This is a genomic window from Rhodococcus sp. OK302, assembly GCF_002245895.1.
Classification (GTDB): Bacteria; Actinomycetota; Actinomycetes; order Mycobacteriales; family Mycobacteriaceae; genus Rhodococcus_F.
In genome coordinates this window covers 3,850,335-3,866,955 of record NZ_NPJZ01000001.1, presented here as the reverse complement: position 1 = coordinate 3,866,955, position 16,621 = coordinate 3,850,335, and the positions used below count along the sequence as shown (strand labels likewise).

The following is a 16,621-nucleotide window of genomic DNA, read 5'->3' as shown; positions in this document are numbered from 1 at the left end:
CGGATCAGCCTTCCAGTACTGCGATGCCGGGAAGCTCTTTGCCCTCGAGGTATTCGAGGGAAGCGCCGCCGCCGGTGGAAATGTGCGAGAAGCCTTCGTCCGGGATGCCGAGCTGACGAACGGCCGCAGCTGAATCGCCGCCGCCGACAACACTGAACGCACCCTTGCTGGTTGCTTCCACGATGGCCTCGGCGACACCACGGGTGCCGGCCTCGAACTTCGGGAACTCGAACACGCCCATCGGACCGTTCCAGAACACCGTCTTGGCTCCGGTCAGGATCGCCGCGAAGCGCTTGACCGACTCGGGTCCGATATCGAGGCCCATCCAACCGTCGGGAATCTCGTTGAACGGCACGACCTTCGACTCGGCATCAGCCGAGAAGGAGTCTGCGACAACAACATCCTGAGGGATGTGGATGACGTCCGCGTACCGGTCCAGGAGATCCTTGCAGGTGTCGATCATGGATTCTTCGCACAGCGAATTGCCCACGGACAGACCCTGAGCCGCGAGGAACGTGTAGAACATTCCGCCGCCGATCACCAGAGTGTCGACCTTGGGCGCGAGCGCCTCGATGACAGCGAGCTTGTCCGAAACCTTGGATCCGCCCAGAACGACCGCGTACGGACGCTCCGCTTCCTGAGTGAGCTTGGCCAGTACCTCGACCTCGGCACCCACCAGGTAGCCCGCGTAGTGCGGAAGCAGCTTCGCGACGTCGAAGACCGAAGCCTGCTTGCGGTGAACAACACCGAAGCCGTCGGACACGAATGCGCCGTCGTCGCCGACCAACTCGACCAAAGCCTTGGCGAGCTTGACTCGCTCGGCCTCGTCCTTGCTGGTCTCACGCGGATCGAAACGAATGTTCTCGAGCATCAGAACGTCACCGTCGGTGAGTCCCTCCGAACGAGCCAAAGCGTCCTGTCCCACAACGTCACCGGCAAGCTGCACGTTGCGACCGAGGATCTCGGCCAGCTTGGCGGCGACGGGTGCGAGCGAGAACTTGGGATCGGGCTGACCGTCGGGACGTCCGAGGTGCGCGGTCACGATGACCTTCGCGCCGGCCTCGGCAAGTGCCCGCAGGGTGGGAGCGGATGCAACGATGCGACCCGGATCCGTGATTTCTCCGCCATCCAACGGGACATTGAGGTCGGAACGCACCAGTACGGTGCGCCCCTCGACCCCAGCGTCCAGCAGATCCTTCAGCGTCTGAACTGCCACTGTTATCGAAACTCCGCTCAGAGTGACTTGGCGACGAGGCCGATGAGGTCGGCCAGACGGTTGGAGTAGCCCCACTCGTTGTCGTACCAGGAAACGATCTTGACCTGGTCGTCGATGACCTTCGTCAGACCCGAGTCGAAGATCGACGAATGCGGGTCGGTGACGATGTCCGAGGAGACGATCGGAGCATCCGTGTACTTGAGGATGCCCTTGAGGGGACCCTCGGCTGCAGCCTTCATCGCGGCGTTGATCTCGTCGGCGGTAGCCGGCTTGCGCAGCTGTGCGGTGAGGTCGGTGACCGAACCCGTAGGGATCGGCACGCGCAGTGCGTAGCCGTCGAGCTTGCCCAGGAGCTGCGGGAGAACCAGGCCGATTGCCTTGGCTGCACCGGTGCCGGTGGGGACGATGTTCAGGGCAGCTGCGCGGGCGCGACGGAGGTCGCTGTGCGGAGCATCCTGGAGGTTCTGATCCTGCGTGTACGCGTGGATCGTGGTCATCAGACCCTTGACGATGCCGAACTCGTCATCGAGAACCTTGGCGATGGGGCCGAGGCAGTTGGTGGTGCACGACGCGTTGGAGATGATGTTCTGGCTGCCGTCGTACTTGTCGTCGTTGACGCCCATCACGATGGTGATGTCTTCACCCTTGGCCGGAGCCGAGATGATGACCTTCTTCGCGCCGGCTTCGAGGTGTCCCTTGGCCTTGGCAGCGTCGGTGAAGATGCCGGTGGACTCGACGACGACGTCGACGCCCAGCTCGCCCCAGGGAAGCTCGTTCAAGGGGCCGCGGTGCGCGAGTGCCTTGATGCGCTGATCGCCGACGACAATGGTGTCGTCGCCGTCGAGCGAAACGTCGTACGGCAAACGGCCGAGGATCGAGTCGTACTTGAGCAGGTGAGCGAGAGTCGCGTTGTCGGTGAGGTCATTGACCGCGACGATCTCGATATCAGTGGTGCCCAGCGCCTTCTGTGCATCCACCGCCCTGAAGAAGTTACGTCCGATACGGCCGAAACCGTTAACGCCAACCCGGACAGTCACAATTCGCTCCTTAGAGGATGATTCTGGTGTGCAACTTGACCCACGCATGATCCGAGCTCGTGTGTGCACGACACGGACGTGGGGTTCATCGGTCGATGTGTCTCTTACCCTAATGCGCGCGCCTCGAGCGCGCGCAGCCCACCCTGAAGAGGGGCAGGTGACGGGCTGGTCAGCCCTCTTCGAGCAAGTCCGAATTGACCGCGGATTCGGTATCGGGGATACCCGTCTCCTTGGCTTTTCTGTCGGCCATCGACAGCAACCTGCGGATCCGTCCGGCGACGGCATCCTTCGTCATCGGCGGGTCTGCCAGCTGACCCAACTCTTCGAGTGAAGCCTGCCGATGTTCGACGCGCAGAGCGCCCGCAGCGGCCAGATGATCGGGAACATCCGCACCGAGGATTTCCAGGGCCCGCTCGACGCGCGCGGCAGCAGCTACTGCAGCTCGGGCGGAGCGTCGCAGATTTGCGTCGTCGAAGTTCGCAAGGCGATTAGCTGTGGCACGCACCTCGCGGCGCATCCGACGCTCTTCCCACACGAGTCGGGTGTCCTGAGCGCCCATTCGCGTGAGGAGGTCGCCGATAGCCTCGCCGTCACGGATGACGACGCGATCGGTTCCGCGCACTTCGCGGGCCTTCGCGGAGATTCCGAGGCGACGAGCTGCACCGACCAGGGCAAGTGCGGCTTCGGGGCCGGGGCAACTGACCTCGAGCGCCGACGAACGGCCGGGTTCGGTCAGGGAACCGTGAGCGAGGAACGCACCGCGCCACGCTGCTTCGGCGTCGCCGACACTTCCGCCCACCACCTGGGCGGGCAGTCCGCGTACGGGCCGTCCCCGCAGATCGAGGAGTCCTGTCTGACGTGCGAGCGCCTCTCCTTCCTTGGCGACGCGCACGATGTAGCGGGCAGACTTCCGCAGGCCGCCGGCGCTGAGTACGTGAACTTCAGCGCTGTAGGTGAACAAGTCGAAAATCTCACGGCGAAGCCGACGCGCAGTGGAACCCAGATCGACCTCCGCCTCCACGACGACCCGCCCACCGACAATGTGGAGCCCACCGGCAAATCGGAGCAGTGCGGAGACCTCAGCCTTGCGGCAGCTGACCTGAGTCACCACTAACCGGCTCAGTTCGTCCTTGACCTCCGCTGTCATTGCCACGAAGTGTTCTCCCTCTGTTCTGCTGCTGAATGGTCTGTGGACTCCCCGTTCAGGGAGTCGAGTGTGCCTGCGCGCCCGGCCAGTTCGGCCAGGACCTCCGCGAGCCGCACCGGATCGTGTACGTGCGCTGCCCCGGCTGCGGGGTCTGCGACTTCGGCGTAAACGACCTCGGCGTGGAATTGATTGGCTGCGCGAGCCAAATGTTCACGCTCGCGGCCCGCCGGAACCGATGCAGAATCGACAACTACGTAGTCGACCCGGAAATCGGGCACATGCTGGGAGAGTACGTGCAGGTGACGCTCTGCGGAGAATCCGGCAGTCTCCCCCGGTTCCGGCGCGAGGTTGAGAACGAGCACTTTCCGCGCTGAGGTAGTCGCGAGAGCTTCCACCAGTTCGGGGACAAGCACGTGCGGAATGACACTCGAGAACCACGAACCCGGACCCAGCACCACCAGGTCAGCTTTCCCGATCGCGGCGACAGCGTCGGGGCTGGCAGGCGGACTCGCCGGCAACAGGCGCACGCGTCGCACTTTGCCCGGAGTGGTCGCGACGGCCACCTGACCACGAATACACCGGCTGACGCGTGGATCCTCTTCCAAACCTTGGACGTCGGCTTCGATCTCGAGCGCGATCGGCGACATCGGAAGTACGCGCCCGCGCACACGCAACAGCCTCGCCATCTCGTCGAGAGCGAGGACAGGATCCCCGAGCACCTCGGTCAGACCAGCGAGGATCAAATTGCCCACCGAGTGACCGGCAAGCGCGCCGACACCGCCGAAGCGGTGCTGAATGGTACGAGTCCAGTCTCTGACCTCGGGTTCGTCGGCAGCCAACGCTGCGAGCGCCATCCGGAGATCACCCGGCGGAATCACACCCAACTCGGCCCGTAATCGGCCCGAGGATCCGCCGTCGTCGGCGACGGTGACCACGGCCGTCACATCGGACGTAAGCCTCCGGACAGCTTGAAGCGTCGCAAACAATCCATGCCCGCCGCCGAGGGCGACGACCGCAGGCTGCCGAGGATTCTGCTGTGTCGATTCGGTCATTCGCGGCCCAGATCTCGGTGCACGATGCTGACCGCGAGGTCGTCTTCACGCCCCAACTTGCGGGCAAGAGCTTCGGTCATAGCCACACTTCGGTGCTTTCCACCGGTGCAACCCACAGCAATTGTCATGTAGCGCTTTCCTTCTCGACGATATCCGGCAATCGTCAGCTCGAGGAGATGCAAGTAGGTATCGAGGTAGTCCTCGGCGCCGTCCTGTGAGAGGACGTAGTCGCGGACGTCGGCATCTTGGCCCGTGTGATCACGAAGTTCCGGAATCCAATGCGGATTCGGCAGAAAACGAACGTCGCACACCAGATTCACATCGACCGGTAAGCCGTATTTGAACCCGAACGACTCAACCGTGACCTGCATGGTTCGATTGCCGGCGTTACCGAAAGCCGTCTCGATCTTCTGCCGCAACTGATGTGCTTTGAGCGATGACGTATCGATCACCAGATCAGCAGCAGCCTTGACCACTGCCAACTGCCGACGCTCCGCAGCAATGCCCTCGGACAGGGTGCCGTCGCTGCTCTCGTTCTGCAGTGGATGACTACGACGGACGTGCTCGAACCTCCGGATCAAGACGTCGTCCGACGCCTCCAGATACAGGACGCGAGTGTGAATCGGTTCGGCTTCCAACTGGGTGAGAACCGAGCCCAGATCTCCGGTGAAAAGTCGGCTACGCACGTCGAGTACGACCGCGAGGCGATCAACCGGCGGATCGGACGTGAGACTCAGTCCGACCATCCGCGAAATCAATTCCGGCGGCAGGTTGTCCGCGACATACCAGCCGAGATCCTCGAGTACCTTGGCCGCCGTACTGAGCCCGGCGCCCGAAAGCCCGGTCACCAGAAGAACGTCCATGGTCCGACTGTCGTTTGCGCTGTCTGTGATCACTCGGCACTCTGCCCCGTCGTCGGCCTGGATGATTCGCTCGACGCAGAATCCGGTACGTGCCGGACCGACTGATCCGACATTACGAACTCTACGGCCTGTTTATCATCCCCTACCGAGCCGGACTGTGCGACGGCTTCCAAGTCTGCCGGTGTGGAATCTGAGCCCAATGCGTCGAGGACCGCGCGTGCCGTGGTCGCGCCGATGCCCGGGACCTCCATGATCTGCTCGACGGTGGCCGTCTTCAGATTCGCGACTGATCCGAAGTGTGTCACCAAGGCCGTACGCCGCGTCTCCCCCAGCCCTTTCACAGCGTCGAGCACCGACGCCGTCATCCGCCGTGAACGCTTGCTCCGGTGGAAGGTGATGGCAAAGCGGTGCGCTTCGTCGCGGATCCGCTGCAGCAGATACAGCGATTCACTGGTGCGCGGCAAGATCACCGGATCTTCCTCGCCCGGTACCCAGACTTCTTCGAGACGTTTTGCCAGTCCGACAACTGCGACGTCCGTGACGCCGAGTTCCTCGAGGACCGCCGAAGCTGCATTCACCTGAGGTGAGCCGCCGTCAACGACAAAAAGGTTGGGTGGATAGGCGAATCGCCGTGGCCGGCCGGTTTGTGGGTCGAGTGCCGCTTCGGGCGCAAGATCGCCGCCGTCAGCGTCCATACCGGCGGCGGAGTTCGCCAAAATCCCCAGGTCCCGGTTGTGCCGCAGGAAGCGTCGACGCGTGATCTCGGCGATGCTGGCGACGTCGTCGGAATGACCGTCGCCGGCAGCTTCACGAATCGCGTAGTGCCGGTAGTCGGATTTGCGCGGCAGGCCGTCTTCGAAGACGACGAGCGAGGCGACCACATCAGTTCCCTGCACGTGGCTGATGTCGACACACTCGATTCGCAGGGGCGCAGAATCCAGATCGAGGGCTTCCTGGATTCCCTGCAACGCTGCCGAACGGGACGTGAAGTCGCCCGCACGCTTGAGTTTATGTTGCGCCAGAGCCTCTTTCGCGTTGCGCTGCACGGTCTCGGCAAGATCCTTCTTGTCGCCGCGCTGCGGAACCCGCAATTGCACTTGCGAACCTCGCAGCCCGCTGAGCCACGCCTGAAGCTCGGCGGCGTTGGGTGGAAGAACCGGGACGAGTACCTCTTTGGGTACCGCACTGAGCCGGATATCGGGATCAGAACCGGGTTCGAGTGCAGCCTGCTCGCCGTAGAACTGGGTCAGGAACTGCTCCACCAGGATCGGGAGGTCGGACTCGGCATCGAGCGCCGCCCAGTCGATAGCGTCGCCGGCCTTCTCCACGACCCAGCCGCGTTGACCACGCACACGTCCGCCACGCACATGGAATACCTGAACCGCAGCCTCGAGGTCGTCGGTCGCAAACGCGACCAGGTCGGCGTCGGTTCCGTCGCCGAGCACCACAGCCTGCTTCTCGAGTGCCTTACGCAAAGCCCCGATATCGTCACGCAAGCGTGCTGCAGTCTCGAAATCGAGTTCCTCGGATGCCTGCTGCATCTTCTTCTCGAGGTCTCGGACCAACTTGTCGGTGCGGCCGGCCAGAAAATCGCAGAAGTCCTCGACGATCTGACGGTGTTCCTCGGGACTGACCCGTCCGACGCACGGCGCCGAGCATTTGTCGATGTATCCGAGCAAGCAGGGACGGCCGATCTGGTTGTGACGCTTGAACACTCCAGTGGAACACGTCCGGGCCGGAAAGACGCGCAGCAGCAGGTCCAGTGTTTCCCGGATCGCCCAGGCGTGTGAATACGGGCCGAAATACCGAACACCTTTGCGCCGCGGACCCCGGTAGACGAACAACCGCGGGAACTCTTCATTGAGAGTGACGGCCAGAACCGGATACGTTTTGTCGTCCCGATAACGGACGTTGAACCGCGGATCGAATTCCTTGATCCAGTTGTATTCGAGTTGCAGCGCTTCGACTTCGGTACTGACAACCGTCCACTCGACGCTGCCGGCGGTGGTCACCATCTGCCGGGTCCGAGGATGAAGTGTGGTGACGTCCGCGAAGTACGAGTTCAGACGCGAGCGAAGACTCTTGGCCTTGCCCACATAGATGACCCGACCATGCGGATCACGAAATTTGTACACTCCAGGAGCCGCCGGAATAGTTCCGGTAGCGGGGCGGTAAGTCGAAGGATCCGGCACAGTTCCACGTTAGCCGTCGCCACCGACCGATTCGGAAACCACACTGATGTGTGCCCCGAATCGGCCGTGTCGTACGTCAGTTGTTCCTGTTCGCAGCGGGCGCGTAGCGCTCAGCGATGTCGCGAAACTTCACCACTGCGTCGACGGCGCGCTCACCGTCGTTGGACTGAATCGCCATCACCGGCATGTACTCGTCGTCGGGCAATTCGACGCGAGCCCACGCTGCGCCGTCGGGGAAGGACAATCCTTCGAACAGATCCCAGTCGATAATCTTCTCGCCCAGAATGTTGCGCACCGCGACGCCCCGCTTGCCTACTCGCACACGCGGTCTGGTGAGCAACAACACTCCGCCGGCCAGCGCGCATCCGATGGTGGCCATCGCGATCTGATCGGCGGCACGGAAGTACACGCCGGTCTCTCCATGGTGCAACGACAATGCGAGGCCGACGTGAACGATGACCAGGAGAACTGCGACTCCGATCGCGTACCGCGCCGACTTGTGCGACTTTGCGACAAGTTCCCAGTTGTCGTCAGGTGTACTCATCGAAACGAATCCTCGGTCCATGGCTGTCGTAGATGGCGCAGTGTGACTGCTGTGTCGAGAGCGGCGGCGCAAGCCTGCGCACCCTTGTCTTCGACACTACCGGGCAAACCGGACCTATCAAGGGCTTGCTGTTCGGTATCGGTGGTCAGAACTCCGTTGCCGACGGGAGTGCTCTCGTCGAGCGATACTCGCGTCAAACCGGCGGTAACGGCGTCACAGACGTATTCGAAGTGCGGTGTGCCGCCGCGAATAACAACACCCAACGCAACAACGGCGTCGTGCGTCCGCGCCAAAGCCTGTGCGACGACGGGCAATTCGATGGCGCCGGCAACACGAACCAGAGTCACGTCCTTGATCTGAGCCTCGGCCGCCACCCGCTGAGCACCAGCGATCAAAGCCTCGGAGATGGTCGGATGCCACTGGCCGGCGACAATTGCCAGCTTGAGGTCCTTTGCCTCCGAGATGGCGAGCGTCGGCTGTCCTTCGCCGCTCACACCGCACCGTCCTTCTGGCTCGCCTCGTACTCGTCGAGACCGATCAGATCGTGGCCCATCCGGTCACGCTTTGTACGCAAGTACGTGAGGTTCTCCGCATTTGCACGCAACGGCATCGGCACACGGTCCGTGATCTGAAGTCCGTAGCCGTCCAGGCCGACGCGCTTGGCCGGGTTGTTGGTGAGCAGACGCATCGAAGAAATGCCCAGGTCGACGAGGATCTGCGCGCCGATACCGTAGTCACGAGAGTCGGCCGGTAGACCGAGTTCGAGGTTGGCGTCGACGGTGTCGGATCCGGCGTCCTGCAACTGGTACGCCTGCAGCTTGTGCATCAGACCGATCCCGCGGCCCTCGTGGCCACGCATGTACAGAACGACGCCGCGGCCTTCCTGCGCCACCATGTCCAGAGCAGCGTCGAGCTGAGGACCGCAATCGCAGCGCAGTGAACCGAAGACGTCGCCGGTCAGGCACTCGGAGTGCACGCGGACCAGTACATCGCTGCCGTCGCCGTCGGGGCCCGCGAGATCGCCGCGCACCAACGCAACGTGCTCGACCTCGTCGTAAATGCTGGTGTACCCGACAGCGGTGAATTCACCGTGACGCGTAGGAATGCGAGCCTGGGCAATCCGGACGACGTGCTTCTCGTGCTTACGACGCCAGGCAATGAGGTCGGCAATCGAGATGAGCGCCAGGTTGTGCTCGTCGGCGAAAACTCGCAGCTCGTCTGTCTGAGCCATCGCGCCTTCGTCCTTCTGGCTGACGATTTCGCAGATGACGCCGGCGGGGCGGAGGTTGGCCATGCGGGCCAGGTCGACAGCAGCTTCGGTGTGCCCGGGGCGACGGAGAACTCCGCCTTCCTTGGCGCGAAGCGGAACGACGTGTCCGGGACGAGTGAAATCGTTGGCACCGGACTCCGGATCAGCCAGAAGACGCATGGTCGCTGCGCGATCGGACGCCGAGATGCCGGTACCGATGCCTTCGCGAGCGTCGACGGTCACCGTGTAGGCGGTGCCGTGCTTGTCCTGGTTGGTGGCGTACATCGGGGGCAGGCCCAGACGGTCGCAATCCTCGCCGTCCAGCGGAACACACAGGTAACCGGACGTGTAGCGAACCATGAACGCCACCAGTTCCGGGGTGGCTTTCTCGGCGGCGAAGATGAGGTCGCCCTCGTTCTCGCGATCCTCGTCGTCCACAACGACAACAGCTTTACCTGCAGCGATATCAGCTACTGCGCGCTCGATACTGTCGAACCTTGTCACGTGCTCGCACTCCAAAGTCTTGACTTTTCACATCATCGAATACAACGAGTGCACCCGAGCGGGTGCACCACAACCCTACGACCAATCGGACGGGTCCGATCAGGGGAGGTCCTATCGACCGGCAGCATGCAGCCGTTCGACGTACTTCGCGATCACGTCGACCTCGAGGTTGACCGGCGTACCGACCGTCGCGGCGCCGAGCGTCGTCAACTCCAAGGTGGTGGGGATCAGCGAGATCTCGAAGTACTCGAAACCACGGTCGCCACCCAACGCCGAGACGGTGAGCGAAACACCGTCAACCGTGATGGAACCCTTCTCCACCACATAACGCGAAATGGAGTCGGGCAGCGAGATCCGCACGATCTCCCAGTTCTCGGAAGGCGAACGCGAAATGACGTGACCCGTACCGTCGACATGGCCCTGCACGAGGTGCCCGCCGAGACGACTGTTCAAGGCTGCCGCGCGTTCGAGGTTGACGCGACTACCGACACCCAGCTTCGACAGACTCGAGCGGTTCAACGTCTCTTGCATCACGTCGGCAGTGAAGGAACCGTCCGCCAGGACGTCCACAACGGTCAGGCACACACCGTTGACTGCGATCGAATCACCGTGACCCGCATCGGAAGTCACCAATGGTCCACGCACCGTGAAGCGTGCGGAATCCACCAAGTCTTCCTTTGCGACAACTTCGCCGAGCTCTTCCACAATTCCAGTGAACACGCTTTTCTACTCCTCGTTCCCCGGAGCAGAACTCTCCGGAACCAGACTCAACAAAATATCGGGACCGATCGTTACCGCGGACTCCAAACGGAACCGGCGCGCGTCGGCAATGGTGTGCACCCCGGCGTCGACCAGTGCCGAAGCTCCGGCGCCCAGCAGGATCGGTGCGATGTACGCCTCGATGACGTCGACATAGCCGGCCGCGAGGAAAGCGCCGGCCAGGCGCGGGCCACCTTCGAGCAATACGTCCGTGTACTCGCCGAGCGCTTCGACAACCTCGTCGATGTTGTCGGTGTTGAGCACCAGAGTGGGCGCCGTATCGTCGAGAACGGCTGCTGTCGAAGGGATTTCACGTTTACCCACAACAACTCGCACCGGCTGGTGGGCAGCCAACTCTCCGTTCGGTTGACGCGCCGTCAACCACGGATCGTCCGCAAAAACTGTGCCGGTGCCGACGATAATGGCATCGATCTGGGCGCGCTGCGCATGCACCCGGGCGCGTGCCGCCGGACCGGTGATCCACTGGCTGGTCCCGTCCTGCGCCGCGCTGCGACCGTCGAGACTGGCCGCGTACTTCCAGGTGATGTGCGGACGCCCGGTGCGCTGTTTGTGCAGCCACGCCCGCAGCGGGCCGGCTTCGACCTCGGCCTCACGCAATCCTGACGTGACGGAGATTCCCGCTCGCATCAGCGTCGCAGCACCGCCGGACGCTTCAGGATTGGGATCGCCGACGGCATAGACCACGGCTGAGATACCGGCGTCGATCAACGCCTGCGAGCAGGGCCCGGTCCGCCCCTGATGGTTGCAAGGTTCGAGGGTGACAACGGCGGTACCACCGCGCGCGGCAGTACCGGCTTCCGTCAAGGCCACGATTTCGGCATGCGGACCGCCGGGCGGCTGCGTCATTCCGACGCCCGCAATAGTCCCGTCCGCCGCCAGAATCACAGCACCTACCGGCGGATTGGGGCTGGTGAATCCGCGCGCGGAATCAGCTGCGGCCAGCGCGATCTGCATCGCGGCGTCGAGGTCAGCACTCGATGCCGGAGCGCTTTTTGCCATATTCGTCAGACCGACAGGGTCAGATGGTGCGACGCCAACGCTGCCTGTGCGCGGAGCTTGCGCACAGCCTCACCCGGATCGCTGGCGCCGTACACAGCGGAACCGGCGACGAAGCAGTCGATGCCCGCTTCGGCTGCCTGCTCAATGGTCGACGCGTTGATGCCACCGTCGATCTCGACGAGCAACTTGAGCTCACCGGAATCGACGAGCTTGCGGATTGTCCGCGCCTTGTCGAGTACCTGCGGCATGAAGGACTGTCCGCCGAAACCGGGCTCGACGCTCATGATCAGGAGTGTGTCGAAGTCCTTGAGGATTTCGAGGTACGGGTCGATCGGGGTGCCGGGCTTGATGCTCAATCCGGCCTTGGCGCCGGCGGCGCGGATATCGCGAGCGACCGAACGCGGATCGTCGGTAGCTTCGGCGTGGAACGTGACGTTGTACGCGCCGGCCTCGGCGTACGGCGGCGCCCAGCGCTCCGGGTTGTCGATCATGAGGTGGCAGTCGAGCGGAATATCCGTCGCCTTGAGCAGGCTCTCGACGACGGGGAGACCCAGCGTCAGGTTCGGAACAAAGTGCGCGTCCATCACGTCGACGTGAAGCCAGTCGGAGCCGGCAACAGCGGCCGCTTCATCGGCTAGGCGAGCAAAATCTGCGGACAGAATGGACGGTGCGATCATCGGGGAAGCCACGTGCCCGAGTTTAGCGGTGATGCCGCGCCCACTGTGCATGCACGTCGGCGGCGGAGACGACTGTCAGTGATTGACTGCTGTGCGAAGCTTGCGGACCTTGCTCGGAGCCTTGATTCGCCACGCGTCCTCGAGCATTTCCGCCAGCTGAACCTCGTCGATCAGTTCGAGATGAACCAGGATCGAACCGTGGCCGTGATAGTGGTCGGTAGTGAAAAACGGCGCTTGACCACTGGCCAGTAACGCCTCTTTTTCGTCCAGACCACACATCACAACCAATGCGCCTTCGGCTTCGGCGCGCAGGCGAACAAAAGTCTTGCCTGCCACCTTGAGTGCCGGGGTGTTGTACGCGGTCGATTCCTCCACACAAGGAAGCTTCGACCCCAGTACAGCAACCTGTTCCCACGTAACCATGGAGAGAACCATACGACTCTTGTGCCGGGAAGCAAACCGTTGTGCGCCTTTATCACCCGCGGGCGGTTGATAAAGGCGCACAACGAGCTAGGCCAGCGGCTTGCGCAACGCCGCCATGAACATCGCGTCCGTACCGTGGCGGTGCGGCCACAGCTGAACAGAATTGTTGTCGCCGACGTTCGGAACTCCGGGAACCAGTTCCTTGGTGTCGAGTTCGACAACGCCGTGGCGTCGTACGGCATCAGCGACCACTGCGAGGGTCTCCGTCAGGTGCGGCGAGCAGGTGGAGTACAGCACCACGCCACCGGGACGAACCAATTCGATTGCCGCTGCGAGCAATTCGCGCTGCAGCTTCGCCAGCGGAGCCACGTCCGACGGCTGACGACGCCACCGCGATTCCGGGCGACGACGCAGTGCGCCCAGTCCGGTGCAGGGTGCGTCGACGAGGATGCGGTCGTATCCGGGCTCGAGTCCCGATTCACGGCCGTCGGCAACGTGCACGTCGACGGGAAGCTCGCGCGTGGTCTTGCGGATCAGCTCAGCGCGGTGCGGAACGGGCTCAACGGCGTCGAGGCGTCCGCCTTCGATACCGGCAAGGGCACCGAGGAGTGCCGCCTTGCCGCCGGGGCCGGCACAGAGGTCGAGCCAGCGGCCGGCGTCGTCACCTTCGAGCGGGGCGAGCGTGAGAGCGCGGGCGACCAACTGACTGCCTTCGTCCTGCACGCCGGCCAGTCCCTGACGGACTGCGTCGAGCTGTCCGGGGTCGCCCCCGTCGAGGTGGACGGCGTACGGCGAATAGGCGCCGATCTCGCCGCCGGTGACCAGTGCGAGTTCTTCGGCCGAGATCTCACCGGGACGCGCAACGAGGTGCACAGCCGGACGAGCGTCGTCCGCGATCAGTACGTCTTCGAGCTCGCCGGCGGCCGCGCCGAGCGAATCAGCGAAGACCTGCGCGATCCACATCGGGTGCGCGTGCTCGAAGGCGAGGTGCCCGATCGGGTCCTTCGGCGCCAGCAGTTCCACCCACTCGTCCTGCGTACGCTCGGACACGCGGCGCAGAACAGCATTGACGAATCCTGCTCGGCCCTGGCCTGATTCGGCCCGCGCGAGATCAACGGACGTCGCTACAGCGGCATGCGGGGCGACGCGGGTACGCAGCAATTGGTACGAGCCCAGACGAAGCACATCGAGGAGGTTGCCGTCGATTTCCTCGACGGGCCGCCCGGACGCATGCACGATCACGGCGTCGAGAAGGCCCTGAGCGCGGGCTGCGCCATAGGCCAATTCCGTGGCCAGGGCAGCGTCGCGCGAGTCCAGCTTGCGGTCACGCAAGAGGCCTGGCAGAACGAGGTTGGCGTAGGCGTCGCGCTCGCGAACTGCGCGCAGGACGTCGAGTGCTGCCAAACGCGGCTTGTCGAGACCAGCCGTCGGATCGGGCCGCTCCACCTGCTTGGGCTTGTTGTTCCGGGACCCGTTGCGCTTGCCGCCCGGGCCTTGCGTCTGCCGTGCTGGTCGTCGTGATTCGGTCATGCTGCCTTTACCTCCGCGTCGAGTCGGGCACCGCGTGCCCAGTCCCCTGCCGACATCAATTTCTTGCCCGGGGGCTGTATCTGCCCGAGTCGTACCGCAGTCGTCGCGGTACCGATGTAAAGACCATCCTTGCGCACTGCGATCTCGCCGACGTCCAACACCTCGTCCGTTACCGTGACGGGTCCGACTTTGACCCGGAGGTCGCCGATCATCGTCCAGGCACCGGGAGCCGGCGTGACAGCCCGAATGTGGCGGTCCACCGTCAGGGCGGGAAAGTTCCAGCGCACGCGAGCCGCGTCGACAGTTACCTTCGGAGCGTAGGAAACGCCGTCGACGGATTGCGGAACCGCGTTGATCTCACCGGCTTCGATAGCGTCCAGCACGGATTCGAGCAGGCCAGCTCCGCCTGCGGCCAGACGCCCGAGCAGATCGCCCGCAGTGTCGGTGTCGCGGATACGTTCCGTCATCACTCCGTAGACCGGGCCGGTATCCATACCGGCTTCGAGGCGAAACGCGCTCGCGCCGGTCACTTCGTCGCCGGCACTGATCGCTGCCTGCACCGGCGCGGCGCCGCGCCAGGCGGGAAGCAGTGAGAAGTGCAGGTTGACCCAGCCGAATTTCGGTATGTCGAGAATGCTCTGTGGCAGCAGGTTTCCGTACGCCACGACAGGTGCGCAATCCGGTTCGAAACTCTTGAGTTCAGCCGCAAATTCGGGGTCGGACGCCTTTGCCGGCGTCAAGACGGGGATTCCGTATTCGTCGGCAAGCAGTCCGATGGGCGAACGGGTGACCTTACGGCCACGACCGGCGACGGCGTCGGGACGCGTCACTACGGCAACAACCTCATGGTTGGCCGACTCGATGAGTCGACGCAGTGAGGGAACGGCAGGTTCCGGGGTTCCGGCGAAGACGACGCGCATGTCAGCCCTCCCGATTCTCAGGGCTGGTCAGACTGTGATCAGCCCGCTGGCCTATCGAACGTGGTGGACTGCAACTCACGAAAGCGCTCCCGAATGTTTGTGTGGATGGAACTGTCAGTCTAAGGAGTGCTGCCGCCGGTTTGTACCGCGCGGCACATCGAACACAATTCTCAGCAAGTTCTTTGGTGAGAACGCTGCAGATTCACCCTTAGACGGTATTGACTGTCCCTGTCGCCACCACTTGGCGTCGAGAAGCAAGAAGCACATGCACCGACCACACGGAGGTACTTCATGGCAGGCATCGACAGCAAGTTCGACAAGGCATATGCAGGCAAGTCCGTCGAAGATTTGGCCGATGCGCCAGTGGCAGCCTTGAACGGCGTAAGTGATTCGGATGCAGAGCATTTGAAGGCTGCATTCAATATCAAGACGGTCCGCGATCTGGGTACCAACAAGTTTTTCCTGTGGGCGCAGGCTGCGGCCAAACTCGCTGAGTAGTCGAGATTGACCGCAGTGGTCGAGCCGACCTCAGGAGTTCGAGTCGATGACCACCTGCAGAATATCCGCGCCGAGCGGTACGGCCGTGCATGATGCGTGCCGCTCGGCAGTCGGATCGAGTGACGTACGAATGATGTCGATCACGTACGGGTCGTAGGGCATCCGGAAGTGACCGGTCAGGTTCTGGGGGCACACGTCCTGGAGGACGATGTTCTCCGCTCCGGGACCCCGCAAGGCGATGTTGCTGGACGGCTGAATCATCTCGTCGACCCGCGAACCGATGGTGGTGTAATGCACCCCCGGCACCGTGTCACCGCCGTCGTTGAGGCTGCGCAGCAGATCGGATCCCTCCATCTGTTCACTGACAGCGACGGAAAAGGTGTCCCGGACAAACTCGTCGGCGCCAGGGATCGCACGAATGATCGGTACGAGTCCGAACATCACGCCCCCATACGAGGGCGACGCCAGCCCGACCCACTGGTCGACGAACTGTGATCCACCGAGCTTGTTGATGTAGTACCGAGTCACGGTTGCGCCTTGCGAATACCCGACGACGTCGACGCGATCAGCCCCGGTCGCTGATCGCACCTGATCAACGAATGCACTGAATTCACCGGCGCTGGAGACGATATCGCCGACGCCGTAGGTATCTTTTTCAGAATCTTTGCCGTAGTTGAGCGCGAAGACGCAGTACCCGTCAGCCGCGAGTGCCGGTGCAACGGCCGCCCAATCGGTGTAGGCCTGCGTATCGGTTCCGTGCGCGAGAAGTACCGGCCGCGGATGCGCAGCACTGGGCTTGCAGTCGAAATTGTTGGACCCCGCCGGGGCCAAATCCGGATGTCCCTCGGCATATCCGGTGGCCGCGTGACGGGTAGTCTGCGGTGGCCCGACCACCGTCGGAGTGACGGCACCCGCGACACTGGGCACTGCCACCGCAAGTGCGGCCGCCATCGAAAACACCAGTCCCGCGGACCTGGTCACAACCGTCAT

17 protein-coding genes are annotated in these 16,621 nt (G+C 63.2%); 1 reads left to right on the top strand and 16 read right to left on the bottom strand.

The features are described 5' to 3' along the window. Positions 1–4 precede the first annotated feature (4 nt). The 15 genes from BDB13_RS17755 to fmt all read right to left on the bottom strand — a co-directional run bounded on the left by BDB13_RS17755 (position 5) and on the right by fmt (position 15,133). A complete protein-coding gene (locus BDB13_RS17755) occupies positions 5–1,216 on the bottom strand; it encodes a phosphoglycerate kinase (protein WP_094272794.1) in 1,212 nt (403 codons plus the stop codon). Between the two features lie 17 nt (positions 1,217–1,233). Further along, complete coding sequence (gene gap, locus BDB13_RS17750; RefSeq protein ID WP_094272793.1) at positions 1,234–2,253, bottom strand: type I glyceraldehyde-3-phosphate dehydrogenase; 1,020 nt, start codon at positions 2,251–2,253, stop codon at positions 1,234–1,236. 169 nt (positions 2,254–2,422) lie between these two features. Further along, a complete protein-coding gene (gene whiA / locus BDB13_RS17745; RefSeq protein ID WP_094272792.1) occupies positions 2,423–3,406 on the bottom strand; it encodes a DNA-binding protein WhiA in 984 nt (327 codons plus the stop codon). After that, on the bottom strand, positions 3,397–4,452 hold the full coding sequence (locus BDB13_RS17740; RefSeq protein WP_094272791.1) for a gluconeogenesis factor YvcK family protein: 1,056 nt from the start codon (positions 4,450–4,452) through the stop codon (positions 3,397–3,399). Before BDB13_RS17740 ends, whiA begins: the two co-directional genes overlap by 10 nt. Further along, positions 4,449–5,348, bottom strand: coding sequence for an RNase adapter RapZ (rapZ, locus tag BDB13_RS17735; RefSeq protein ID WP_176459606.1), 900 nt, complete (start codon positions 5,346–5,348; stop codon positions 4,449–4,451). The genes BDB13_RS17740 and rapZ overlap by 4 nt, the downstream gene beginning before the upstream one ends. Next, positions 5,345–7,507 (bottom strand): excinuclease ABC subunit UvrC, encoded by a 2,163-nt coding sequence (uvrC, locus tag BDB13_RS17730; RefSeq protein ID WP_254922857.1) that lies wholly within the window; start codon positions 7,505–7,507, stop codon positions 5,345–5,347. Before uvrC ends, rapZ begins: the two co-directional genes overlap by 4 nt. A gap of 76 nt (positions 7,508–7,583) precedes the next feature. Beyond that, positions 7,584–8,051, bottom strand: a complete 468-nt coding sequence (locus tag BDB13_RS17725; RefSeq protein WP_094274993.1) for a PH domain-containing protein — start codon at positions 8,049–8,051, stop codon at positions 7,584–7,586. Continuing rightward, a complete protein-coding gene (gene ribH, locus BDB13_RS17720) occupies positions 8,048–8,545 on the bottom strand; it encodes a 6,7-dimethyl-8-ribityllumazine synthase (protein WP_094272790.1) in 498 nt (165 codons plus the stop codon). The genes BDB13_RS17725 and ribH overlap by 4 nt, the downstream gene beginning before the upstream one ends. Next, positions 8,542–9,804, bottom strand: coding sequence for a bifunctional 3,4-dihydroxy-2-butanone-4-phosphate synthase/GTP cyclohydrolase II (locus BDB13_RS17715; RefSeq protein ID WP_094272789.1), 1,263 nt, complete (start codon positions 9,802–9,804; stop codon positions 8,542–8,544). The genes ribH and BDB13_RS17715 overlap by 4 nt, the downstream gene beginning before the upstream one ends. Positions 9,805–9,915: 111 nt before the next feature. Beyond that, positions 9,916–10,524 (bottom strand): riboflavin synthase, encoded by a 609-nt coding sequence (locus BDB13_RS17710; RefSeq protein WP_094272788.1) that lies wholly within the window; start codon positions 10,522–10,524, stop codon positions 9,916–9,918. 6 nt (positions 10,525–10,530) lie between these two features. Then, on the bottom strand, positions 10,531–11,583 hold the full coding sequence (ribD, locus tag BDB13_RS17705; protein WP_094272787.1) for a bifunctional diaminohydroxyphosphoribosylaminopyrimidine deaminase/5-amino-6-(5-phosphoribosylamino)uracil reductase RibD: 1,053 nt from the start codon (positions 11,581–11,583) through the stop codon (positions 10,531–10,533). Between the two features lie 5 nt (positions 11,584–11,588). Next, positions 11,589–12,272 (bottom strand): ribulose-phosphate 3-epimerase, encoded by a 684-nt coding sequence (rpe, locus tag BDB13_RS17700; RefSeq protein ID WP_094274992.1) that lies wholly within the window; start codon positions 12,270–12,272, stop codon positions 11,589–11,591. Between the two features lie 63 nt (positions 12,273–12,335). After that, positions 12,336–12,683 (bottom strand): MmcQ/YjbR family DNA-binding protein, encoded by a 348-nt coding sequence (locus BDB13_RS17695; RefSeq protein ID WP_094274991.1) that lies wholly within the window; start codon positions 12,681–12,683, stop codon positions 12,336–12,338. 87 nt (positions 12,684–12,770) lie between these two features. After that, positions 12,771–14,213 (bottom strand): RsmB/NOP family class I SAM-dependent RNA methyltransferase, encoded by a 1,443-nt coding sequence (locus BDB13_RS17690; RefSeq protein ID WP_094272786.1) that lies wholly within the window; start codon positions 14,211–14,213, stop codon positions 12,771–12,773. Continuing rightward, the gene (fmt, locus tag BDB13_RS17685; RefSeq protein ID WP_094272785.1) at positions 14,210–15,133 is read right to left on the bottom strand and encodes a methionyl-tRNA formyltransferase; all 924 of its coding nucleotides are present in this window, start codon (positions 15,131–15,133) and stop codon (positions 14,210–14,212) included. Before fmt ends, BDB13_RS17690 begins: the two co-directional genes overlap by 4 nt. A gap of 291 nt (positions 15,134–15,424) precedes the next feature. Between fmt and BDB13_RS17680 the strand changes: the two genes are divergently transcribed. Beyond that, positions 15,425–15,631 (top strand): hypothetical protein, encoded by a 207-nt coding sequence (locus BDB13_RS17680; protein ID WP_094272784.1) that lies wholly within the window; start codon positions 15,425–15,427, stop codon positions 15,629–15,631. A 30-nt stretch (positions 15,632–15,661) separates the two neighbouring features. Here BDB13_RS17680 and BDB13_RS17675 read toward each other — a convergent pair whose 3' ends face one another. Further along, complete coding sequence (locus BDB13_RS17675) at positions 15,662–16,621, bottom strand: esterase/lipase family protein (RefSeq protein WP_094272783.1); 960 nt, start codon at positions 16,619–16,621, stop codon at positions 15,662–15,664.

Coding starts and splice junctions, on each gene's coding strand:
- BDB13_RS17695 (WP_094274991.1), bottom strand. CDS start 12,683: ATGGTTACGTGGGAACAGGTTGCTGTACTGGGGTCGAAGCTTCCTTGT.
- BDB13_RS17740 (WP_094272791.1), bottom strand. CDS start 4,452: ATGACCGAATCGACACAGCAGAATCCTCGGCAGCCTGCGGTCGTCGCC.
- BDB13_RS17690 (WP_094272786.1), bottom strand. CDS start 14,213: ATGACCGAATCACGACGACCAGCACGGCAGACGCAAGGCCCGGGCGGC.
- BDB13_RS17725 (WP_094274993.1), bottom strand. CDS start 8,051: ATGAGTACACCTGACGACAACTGGGAACTTGTCGCAAAGTCGCACAAG.
- fmt (WP_094272785.1), bottom strand. CDS start 15,133: ATGCGCGTCGTCTTCGCCGGAACCCCGGAACCTGCCGTTCCCTCACTG.
- BDB13_RS17680 (WP_094272784.1), top strand. CDS start 15,425: ATGGCAGGCATCGACAGCAAGTTCGACAAGGCATATGCAGGCAAGTCC.
- ribD (WP_094272787.1), bottom strand. CDS start 11,583: ATGGCAAAAAGCGCTCCGGCATCGAGTGCTGACCTCGACGCCGCGATG.
- BDB13_RS17675 (WP_094272783.1), bottom strand. CDS start 16,621: ATGACGGTTGTGACCAGGTCCGCGGGACTGGTGTTTTCGATGGCGGCC.